A 10095-nucleotide genomic window follows, 5' to 3' on the forward strand; every position below is an offset into this window, starting at 1 on the left:
AACCCCCCCCCCCCCCCCGGGGGAGGGGGGGGGGGGGGGGGGGATGCACGGCGTGCCTATCCCGAGAATCCTCGCTGTGCGTCCCCCTCACCCTAACCCTCTCCCCGGGGGGGAGAGGGGATATCGCGGCATCACGTCTCCTCAAGGACATCTTCCCATGGCATCGCTGACCATCCGCCTGCACCCCGCCGACAACGTCGTCGTCGCCGGCGCCGACCTGGAGCCCGCCACCCTTCTGCCGGGAACCGAAGTCGCGACCACCGGGCCGGTGCCGGCCGGGCACAAGGTCGCGGTGCGCGCCATCGCGCTGGGCGAGCCGGTGCGCAAGTACAATCAGGTAATCGGCTTCGCCACCGCGGCGATCCAGCCGGGCGACCATGTCCACGTCCACAACATGGGCATGGGCAGTGATTTCGAGCGCGACTATGCCTTCGGCGCCGACGTCCACCCGGTCGAGCCGATCCCGGAGGCCGAGCGCGCCACCTTCCAGGGCATCGTTCGCCCGGATGGCCGCGTCGCCACCCGCAACTACATCGGCGTGCTGACCTCGGTGAACTGTTCCGCCACCGCGGCGCGGATGATCGCCGACCATTTCCGCGGGTCCGCGCTGGCCGCCTACCCCAACATCGACGGCGTCGTCGCGCTGACCCACGGCTACGGCTGCGGCATGGCCGGCAGCGGCGAGGTGATGGACACGCTGCGCCGGACCATCGCCGGCTACGCCCGCCACCCGAACTTCGCCGCGGTGATCCTGCTGGGTCTCGGCTGCGAGGTGAACCAGATCGACAAGCTGATGGAGGCCACCGGGCTTGAGGCCGGCGCCCGCGTCATTCCCATCGGCATCCAGGACATGGGCGGCACCGCCGCGGCGGCCCGCGAGGGCATCCGCCGGATCGAGGCGCTGCTGCCGGAGGTCAACGACGTCACCCGCCAGACCCTGCCGGCCAGCCACCTGACGCTGGCGCTGCAATGCGGCGGCTCCGACGGCTATTCGGGCATCACCGCCAACCCGGCGCTGGGCTATGCCGTCGACCTGCTGGTCCGCAACGGCGGCACCGCCGTGCTGAGCGAGACGCCGGAGGTCTATGGCGCCGAGCATCTGCTGACCCGCCGCGCCGTCCGCCGCGAGGTGGGCGAGGCGCTGGTCGAGCGCATCGGCTGGTGGGAGGACTACACCAGCCGCACCGGCGGCGAGATGAACAACAACCCCTCGCCCGGCAACAAGAAGGGCGGCCTGACCACCATCCTGGAAAAGTCGTTGGGCGCGGTCGCCAAGGGCGGCACCACCCCGATGACCGCCGTCTACCGCTATGCCGAGCCGATCACCGAGAAGGGCTTCGTCTTCATGGACACCCCCGGCTACGACCCGGTGTCGGCGACCGGTCAGGTGGCGGGCGGCGCCAACGTGCTGTGCTTCACCACCGGCCGCGGCTCCGTCTTCGGCTGCAAGCCGACGCCCAGCCTGAAGCTGGCGACCAACAGCACGCTGTTCCGCCGGATGCCGGACGACATGGACATCGATTGCGGCGCCATCGCCACCGGCGACGCCTCGATCGAGGAGGTCGGCCGCGCGATCTTCCAGCTGGTGCTCGACACCGCGTCGGGCCGCAAGACCAAGAGCGAGGAACTCGGCGTCGGCGCCGATGAGTTCGCCCCTTGGCAGATGGGAGCGGTTATGTAAGGGGTCCGCCCCTTTTTCATGACCGTAGACGAGCCGGCACCATGCCCGACAGTTCCACCCCTCCCTCTGGCCCCCACCGCGATCCCGGCCCCCAGCCGGTCAACGCGCCGCAGACCCCGATCCAGCCCACTGGATCGGCGTCCAAGGGCACGGAGCCGATGCGGGCGATCCTGCTGGTGGTGCTGGCGGTGGCCTGCTTGTCCTGCTCCGACGCCACGGCGAAATATCTCGGCCGGACCCTGCCGCCGGCCGAGATCGCCTGGATGCGCTATGTCGTCTTCACCGCGCTGGTGATGCCGCTGGCGCTGCGCGGCGGCTCGCTCCGGGTGCTGAGGACGACGCGGCCGGGGCTTCAGGTCGTGCGCGGTCTGGGCATGCTGGGCTCGGCGCTGTTCTTCATCATGGCGATGCAGCATCTGCCGCTGGCCGAGGCCGCGGCGATCAGCTTCGTCTCCCCCGTCTTCGTCACCGTGCTGTCGATCCTGCTGTTGGCCGAGAAGGTCGGCATCCGCCGCTGGGCGGCGCTGCTGGTCGGGCTGGCCGGCGTCATCATCGTCATCCGGCCGGGGGCGGAAGGATTCCAGCCGGCCTCGCTGCTGCCGATCCTGACCGCCTTCAGTTGGGCACTCGGCCTCGTGGCGACGCGCAAGATGACGGTGCAGGAAAACCCGCTGACCACCATGGTGTGGAGCGCGCTGACCGGCCTGATCGTGCTGACGGCGCTGCTTCCCCTGCACGCGGCATGGCCGACGCCGTGGGAGATGCTGCTGGGGGTCTTCATCGGACTGGTCTACACCCTGTCGCAATGGCTGCTGATCCTGGCTTACCGCCAGGGCGAGGCATCGGTGCTGGCGCCCTTCACCTATGTGCAGCTGATCTGGTCCACCGCGTTGGGATTCCTCGTCTTCGGCGCGGTGCCCGACCATTGGACCTTCGTCGGCACCGGCGTGATCATCGCCAGCGGCCTCTACACCGCGCACCGCGAACGCATGCGGGCACGGGAACGCCGCGCTGCGGCGGCATGAACAAGAAGTCGCCGGGGCGTTCCCCGGCTTGCGGAGAAGAAGCATGACCGACACGCCCAACCGCGTCGCTGCCCTCGGCGAATGCATGATCGAGATGTTCCGGCGGCCGGACGGGTCGCTGACCATGGGGTTCGGCGGTGACACGCTGAACACCGCGGTCTATCTGGCGCGTCTGGGCACGCCGGTCGACTATGTCACCGCACTCGGCGACGACACCATCAGCGAGGACATGATCGCCGCCTGGGCCGCCGAAGGGGTGGGCACCGGCCATGTGCTGCGCGTGCCGAACCGCCTGCCCGGCCTCTACCTGATCGAGACGGACGCCAGCGGCGAGCGCCGCTTCCTCTACTGGCGCGACCGCGCTCCGGCGCGCGAGCTGTTCGCCCTGCCCCAGACGCCGGAGCTGTCCAAGGCGCTGGAGGGCTACGGCATCGTCTATCTCTCCGGCATCAGCATCGCCATCCTGGGCGAGCAGGGCCGCGAGCGGCTGTTCGAGGTGCTGCAACGGGTCCGCGCGCACGGCGGCAAGGTGGCGTTCGACACCAACTGGCGCCCGCGCCTGTGGCCGGATCTTGAGACTGCCCGCGCCGCCTTCGACCGCATGCTGCGGCTGACCGACATCGCGCTGCCCGGCGTCACCGACCTGCGCGACCTCTATGGCGACGCCGATGCCGACGCCGTGCTGGCCCGCGTCCGCAACGCCGGTGTCTCCGAGATCGTGCTGAAGCTGGAACAGCCCGGCTGCGTGGTGATCGAGAATGGCGAGGCCGTCGAGGTTCCTGCGCAGAAGGTCGCCACGGTGGTGGACACCACGGCGGCCGGCGACAGCTTCAGCGCCGGCTATCTCGCCGCCCGCCTGCGCGGCGAGGGTCCGGCCGACGCCGCCCGCGCCGCCCACAAGCTGGCCGCCGCCGTCATCCAGCACCGCGGCGCCATCATCCCGCGCGAGGCGATGCCGGCCTGACCGCCGGCGCAATCGTCCAAGTCACCCTTCCGCCGCCAGTTCGCGGCGGAAGGCGCGGCCCGCCATCCGCGCGAAGGCGGTGAGCGCCGCCTCGTCGGCACCGTCCCGAGCCGCCGCCGACATCCCCTTCATCGCGATCGCCACGAAATCCGCCAGCGCGTCGGCCCGCTCCGGCTCCACCGTGGCGATGAAGTCCCGGATCGCCGCCACGCCGGCCTTTCTCAGCGCCTCGGCCAGCGCGCAGGCCTCCGGGTCGGCGCTGTTGCGTGCGCCATCGAGCACGAGGCAGCCCGCCACCCCGTTGCGCTCCGGATAGAGCCGCGCAGCCAGCAGCAGCGTGCGCTCGATCACCTCGGCCACGCCGCCGCCGTCGGCCAGCGCACGGGCGAAGATGTTCGCCTCCCCCGCCGCATAGCGCTGAAGCGCCCGCTCGAACAGCCCGGCCTTGCTGCCGAAGGCTGCATAGAAGCTCGGCGGCTTGATCCCCAGCTCCGCCCCCAGTTCGGCGACGCCCACCGCGTCGTAGCCGCGCGCATGGAACAGCTTCATCGCGGTTTCGACCGCCTCGTCCACATCGAACGACCGCCGCCGTCCGCGCGTTCCGGATGATTCTGTAGCGCTCACTATAATTTCTCCTTGCGCAAACCCCCTGCCCGAATTTATATAGCGCTCACTACATTTTCTCAAGGAGCGCATCATGGGTGAGTTCACCGGCCGCAAGATCCTGGTCCTCGGCGGCAGCCGCGGCATCGGCAAGGCCATCGTCCGCCGCTTCGCCAAGGGCGGCGGCACCGTCGCCTTCACCTATGCCGGGTCGAAGGACGCCGCCGAGGCGCTTGCCGCCGAAACCGGCGCGGAGGCCATCCAGACCGACAGCGCCGATCGCGACGCCCTGATCGCCACCGTGGCGGACCGCGGCGCGCTGGACGTTCTGGTCGTCAATGCCGGCACGGCGATCCTCGGCGATCCGCTGACCTTCGATCCGGACGCGGTCGACCGGATGATCGACATCAACGTCCGGGCGCCCTACCACGCGGCGGTCGAAGCGGCCCGGCGCATGAACGACGGCGGGCGCATCATCGTCATCGGCTCGGTCAACGGCGACCGCATGCCGTTTGCCGGCGGAGCTGCCTACGCGCTGACCAAATCGGCGGTCCAGGGCATGGTGCGCGGCCTCGCCCGCGATTTCGGCGACCGCGGCATCACCGTGAACGCCATCCAGCCGGGTCCGACCCACAGCGACATGAACCCGGCCGACGGGCCGATGGCGCCCGCGATGCACAGTTTCATGGCCATCAAACGCCACATCCACGCCGACGAGGTCGCCGAACTGACCGCCTATGTCGCCGGCCCGCATGCCGCGATGATCACCGGCTCGTTCCAGACCATCGACGGCGGCTTCGGCGCCTGACGACGTCCCTCTCCCGCCCCGGGAGAGGGAGGGGACCCGCCAAAGGCGGGGAGGGTGAGGGGGAATGCAAAACTCCAGAACCGCATGGTTCCTTGGATCACCCCTCACCCTTCCCACCGCTTCGCGGCGGACCCCTTCCCTCTCCCGGGACGGGAGAGGGAACCCCCTCATGCGCCAGCAGCCAGCGCTTGCGGTCCACCCCGCCGCCATAGCCGGTCAGCGCCCCGCCGGAGCCGATCACCCGGTGACAGGGCACCACGATGCTGATCGGGTTGGCGCCATTGGCATGCCCCGCCGCCCGCACCGCCGCCGGACGTCCGGCCAGTGCCGCCAGTTCGCGGTAGGAAATGGTCCCGCCGCAGGGAATTCCGCGCAGCGCTGCCCACACCGCGCGCTGGAACGGCGTCCCGCCGGTGCGCACCGGCAGCCGGTCGATCACCGCAAGCTCGCCCGCGAAATAGGCATCCATCGCCCGCGTCAGCCCACCCGGATCGGCGGACGGCCGCAGCTCGTAACCGCCTTGATGGTGCAGGCGCAGCAGGCGATGCAGCCGGTCCTCATGCTCGGTCCAGTCAATGGCGCGCAGAGCGCCGTCGGTGTCCGCGACCACGATCAGCTCGCCGATGGGCGTGGCGGTACGGTCGATCAGCAGGCTGGACGGAACAGGCATGGTGGCCCCCCTATCCCTGTTGCATAGGCGCGCTGCCGAAATTGAAGGCAGCGGGTGCCGAATGCAACCCTTTGAAACGGCGCAACTTCCTGTTCCCGCTCTTCCCGCCTTCCATCCATTTCTTGCGTATCGCCGCCAAAAGAGGCGCCAAAAGGCTGAGTTGCGTGCAATCCGCATGGCTGGCATGATGACGCCATGCCTGTCCATATCGTCAGTTCTTGACCGAACAGTCAGCTTTTCCGCCGCCTCTGTGCCTTGGCAGTGCTGGTTGGTTCTCTTGGCACGCGGGTTGCTGACACTTCGGTAGACACGCCGCTCTGCGACCGAAGGGAAGCCATCCGCCATGACCCTGATCGCTACGCTCGCCACCGCCGAAGATGACCGCGCCTCACCATACACCGACCTGACCCCGGCGATGACGCCGGTGCAGGCGCTGGCCGAGTCCAACCGCTGCCTGTTCTGCTACGATGCGCCCTGCATCAAGGCCTGTCCGACCGGGATCGACATCCCCGCCTTCATCCGCTCGATCGCCACCGGCAACCTGAAAGGCGCCGCGACGACGATCCTGTCGGAGAACATCATGGGCGGCACCTGCAGCCGGGTCTGCCCGACCGAGACGCTGTGCGAGCAATCCTGCGTCCGCAACCGGGCGGAGGACCGCCCCGTCGCCATCGGCCGGCTGCAGCGCCACGCCACCGACCGACTGATAGATGGCGAACCGGCCCACCCCTTCCCGCGCGCCGCCGCGACTGGCAAGCGCGTCGCCGTGGTCGGCGCCGGCCCGGCCGGGCTGTCCTGTGCCCACCGCCTCGCCACGCTCGGCCATGAAGTGACGGTGTTCGAGGCCAAGGCGAAGTCCGGCGGCCTCAACGAATACGGCCTCGCCCCCTACAAGATGGCCGACGATTTCGCCCAGCGCGAGGTCGCCTTCATCCTCGGCGTCGGCGGCATCAGCGTGGAGCATGGCCGCAGGCTGGGCGCCGACCTGTCGCTCGACAGCCTGCGCGCCGATTTCGACGCCGTGTTCCTCGGCGTCGGCCTGGGGTCCAACAACCGCCTCGGCATCCCCGGCGAGGAGCGCTCAGGAGTCGAGGACGCCACCGCCTTCATCGAGCGTGTGCGTCAGGCTCCCCCCGGCCAGCCGCCCGCCGTCGGCCGCAGCGTCGTGGTGATCGGCGGCGGCAACACCGCCATCGACGCCGCCATCCAGGCCAAGCGTCTGGGTGCGGAGGACGTCACCCTGGTCTACCGCCGCGGCCGGGCCCAGATGGGCGCCACCGCCTGGGAGCAGGAGCTGGCCCAGACCGAAGGCGTTGTCCTCAAGACCTTCGCCGCGCCCAAAGAGATCGGCGACACCACCATCACCTTTGAGCGCACCCGCCTGAGCGACGGCACGCTAACCGGCACCGGCGAGACCTTCACCCTCCAGGCCGACATGGTGCTGAAAGCTGTCGGTCAGAAGCTGACTGCCGACGCGCTCGACGGCCTTCAGATCACTGGCGGCAAGATCGCCATCGACGATGCCTATCGCACCACGCTGCCCGAGGTCTGGGCCGGCGGCGATTGCGTCGCCACGGGCGAGGATCTGACGGTCCAGTCGGTGCAGGACGGCAAGCTCGCCGCCCTCGCCATCCACAGCCACCTGACCGCCTGAGGAAAGGGAGCCACATCATGGCCGATCTTCGCAGCACCATCGCCGGCATCCGCTCCCCCAACCCCTTCTGGCTGGCATCCGCCCCGCCGACCGACAAGGCCTACAACGTCGTCCGCGCCTTCAAGGCGGGCTGGGGCGGTGTGGTGTGGAAGACGCTGGGCGAGGACCCGCCGGTGGTCAACGTCTCCAGCCGCTATGGCGCGCATCTCGACACCGAACGCCGGATGATCGGCTTCAACAACATCGAGCTGATCTCCGACCGGCCGCTGGAGGTCAATCTGCGCGAGATCATCGAGGTCAAGCGCGACTGGCCCGACCGCGCCATGGTCGTCTCGCTGATGGCGACCATGACGGAGGCTGCCTGGGCCGGCCTCGCCCGCCGCGTCGCCGAGACCGGTGCGGCCGACGGGCTGGAACTCAACCTCGGCTGCCCGCACGGCATGTGCGAGCGCGGCATGGGCTCCGCCATCGGGCAGGTGCCGGAGATGGTGGAACAGGTCACCCGCTGGGTGAAGAACGCCGTCAACCTGCCGGTGATCGTCAAGCTGACCCCCAACATCACCAACATCCTATGGTCGGCGGAAGCGGCCAAGCGCGGCGGCGCCGACGCGGTGTCGCTGATCAACACCGTGAACTCCATCGTCGCGGTCGACCTCGACGCCATGGCGCCGACCCCGGTGGTCGACGGCAAAGGCAGCCACGGCGGCTATTGCGGCCCGGCGGTGAAGCCGATCGCGCTGAACATGGTGGCGGAGATCGCCCGCAACCCCGACACAAGCGGCATGCCGGTCAGCGGCATCGGCGGCATCACCACATGGCGCGACGCGGCGGAGTTCCTGGCGCTGGGCGCCACCAACGTCCAGGTCTGCACCGCCGCCATGACCTACGGCTTCAAGATCGTCGAGGACATGATCGGCGGCCTGTCCAACTGGATGGACGAGAAGGGCTATCGCAGCCTGGACGAGCTGAGCGGCCGTGCGGTGCGCAACGTCGTCAACTGGAACGACCTGAACATGAACTTCTCGACCAAGGCGGTGATCGACCCCGCCTTGTGCATCGATTGCGGCCGCTGCCACATCGTCTGCGAGGACACCTCGCACCAAGCGATCCGCATCGACGCAGGCGAGGGCCGCCGCGTCTTCACCGTGGTCAACGAGGAGTGCGTCGGCTGCAACCTGTGCAGCCATGTCTGCCCGGTGCCGGACTGCATCACCATGGTGCCGGAGCAGAACAACCTGCCCTACGTCACATGGCCCAACGACGCCCGCAACCCGATGCGCGTCCCCGAAGCCGCCGCCGAATAAGAACGACGTTCAGGAGAGAGCAACATGTCCACCCCGCAGAATGTCGCCGTGAACGGCTCGCGCCTGTGGCAGAGCCTGATGGACATGGCGCAGATCGGCGCCACGCCCAAGGGCGGCGTGTGCCGGCTGGCGCTGACCGACCTCGACAAACAGGGCCGCGACCTGTTCGTGCGCTGGTGCGAGGAGGCCGGCTGCACGGTCTCCGTCGACAAAATGGGCAACATCTTCGCCCGCCGCCCCGGCCGCGACGACAGCCTGCCCCCGGTCATCATGGGCAGCCATCTCGATAGCCAGCCAACCGGCGGCAAGTATGACGGCGTCTATGGCGTGCTGGCCGGGCTGGAGGTGGTGCGCAGCCTGAACGACATGAACTACGTCACCGAGGCCCCGGTGGAGGTCGCGGTCTGGACCAACGAGGAGGGCTCGCGCTTCGCCCCGGCCATGGTGTCGTCGGGTGCCTTCGCCGGGGTGTTCGACCTCGACTACGGCCTGTCCCGCGCCGACCTCGACGGCAAGACGATGGGCGAGGAGTTGGCACGCATCGGCTATGCCGGCGACCGGGAGGTGGGGGGCCGCAAGGTCGGCGCCTATTTCGAGGCCCACATCGAACAGGGTCCGATCCTGGAGATCGAAGGCAAGACCATCGGCGTCGTCACCGACTGCCAGGGCCAGCGCTGGTACGAGATCACCTTCACCGGCCAGGAGGCCCATGCCGGCCCGACCCCGATGGTCCGCCGCAAGGACGCGCTGCTGGGCGCATCCCGCGTCGTCGACGCGGTCAACCGCATCGGCATGAAATACGGCCCGCTCGCCTGCGCCACCGTGGGGCTGATGCAGATCCATCCCAACAGCCGCAACGTCATCCCCGGCCGCGTCTTCTTCACCGTCGATTTCCGCCATCCCGACGACACCATCCTCGCCGCCATGGACGGCGAACTGCGCGCCGAGGTCGAGCGCATCGCCGGCGAGATCGGGCTGGAGACCGACTTCCAGCAGATCTGGTACTACGCCCCGATCAAGTTCGACGAGACCTGTGTCGCCGCCGTCCGCAAGGGGGTGGAGCGCACCGGCCACAGCTTCCGCGACATCGTTTCGGGCGCCGGCCATGACGCCTGTTACCTGTCGAAGGTCGCGCCGACCGCCATGGTCTTCATCCCCTGCATCGACGGCATCAGCCACAACGAGGTCGAGGAGACGACCCCGGAATGGTCGACCGCCGGCTGCGAGGTGCTGCTGCACGCCGTGCTCGACCGCGCCAACGCCATGGCTGAATTGAGCCCTCTCCCCCCCGGGGAGAGGGTTGGGTGAGGGGGAGACGCGGCAGGATTTCCACAAAGGTCCCGCAACGCATCCCCCTCACCCTGACCCTCTCCCGGGGGGGGGGGG

The 10095-nt window shown here is 69.2% G+C and carries 9 protein-coding genes; 7 read left to right on the forward strand and 2 right to left on the reverse strand.

Annotated features, from left to right (window positions below):
• The first annotated feature begins 157 nt into the window (after positions 1-157).
• From TSO5_RS25935 to TSO5_RS25945, 3 genes are read left to right on the forward strand one after another with little or no spacing between them, the layout of a single operon-like run.
• Complete coding sequence (locus TSO5_RS25935) at positions 158-1681, forward strand: altronate dehydratase family protein (protein ID WP_109154339.1); 1524 nt, start codon at positions 158-160, stop codon at positions 1679-1681.
• A 41-nt stretch (positions 1682-1722) separates the two neighbouring features.
• Complete coding sequence (locus tag TSO5_RS25940; RefSeq protein WP_109154340.1) at positions 1723-2706, forward strand: DMT family transporter; 984 nt, start codon at positions 1723-1725, stop codon at positions 2704-2706.
• A 43-nt stretch (positions 2707-2749) separates the two neighbouring features.
• Positions 2750-3670, forward strand: a complete 921-nt coding sequence (locus TSO5_RS25945; protein WP_109154341.1) for a sugar kinase — start codon at positions 2750-2752, stop codon at positions 3668-3670.
• A gap of 21 nt (positions 3671-3691) precedes the next feature.
• Here the strand turns inward: TSO5_RS25945 and TSO5_RS25950 are convergent, their stop codons facing one another.
• Positions 3692-4294 carry a TetR/AcrR family transcriptional regulator gene (locus TSO5_RS25950; RefSeq protein WP_109154342.1) on the reverse strand — a complete coding sequence of 201 codons (603 nt, stop codon included), beginning with the start codon at positions 4292-4294 and terminating at the stop codon, positions 3692-3694.
• Between the two features lie 73 nt (positions 4295-4367).
• Here TSO5_RS25950 and bdcA point away from each other — a divergent pair, with 73 nt between their 5' ends.
• On the forward strand, positions 4368-5081 hold the full coding sequence (gene bdcA / locus TSO5_RS25955; protein ID WP_109154343.1) for an SDR family oxidoreductase: 714 nt from the start codon (positions 4368-4370) through the stop codon (positions 5079-5081).
• Between the two features lie 97 nt (positions 5082-5178).
• Here bdcA and ogt read toward each other — a convergent pair whose 3' ends face one another.
• Positions 5179-5751, reverse strand: a complete 573-nt coding sequence (gene ogt / locus TSO5_RS25960; protein WP_109154344.1) for a methylated-DNA--[protein]-cysteine S-methyltransferase — start codon at positions 5749-5751, stop codon at positions 5179-5181.
• 343 nt (positions 5752-6094) lie between these two features.
• On the opposite strand from ogt, the gene TSO5_RS25965 reads away from it, so the two are divergent.
• From TSO5_RS25965 to TSO5_RS25975, 3 genes are read left to right on the forward strand one after another with little or no spacing between them, the layout of a single operon-like run.
• Positions 6095-7405, forward strand: a complete 1311-nt coding sequence (locus TSO5_RS25965) for an NAD(P)-dependent oxidoreductase (protein WP_109154345.1) — start codon at positions 6095-6097, stop codon at positions 7403-7405.
• A gap of 17 nt (positions 7406-7422) precedes the next feature.
• A complete protein-coding gene (preA, locus tag TSO5_RS25970; RefSeq protein ID WP_109154346.1) occupies positions 7423-8709 on the forward strand; it encodes an NAD-dependent dihydropyrimidine dehydrogenase subunit PreA in 1287 nt (428 codons plus the stop codon).
• 24 nt (positions 8710-8733) lie between these two features.
• The gene (locus TSO5_RS25975) at positions 8734-10017 is read left to right on the forward strand and encodes a Zn-dependent hydrolase (protein WP_109154347.1); all 1284 of its coding nucleotides are present in this window, start codon (positions 8734-8736) and stop codon (positions 10015-10017) included.
• The last annotated feature ends 78 nt before the right edge of the window (positions 10018-10095 follow it).

The organism is Azospirillum sp. TSO5, from assembly GCF_003116065.1.
GTDB lineage: Bacteria > Pseudomonadota > Alphaproteobacteria > Azospirillales > Azospirillaceae > Azospirillum.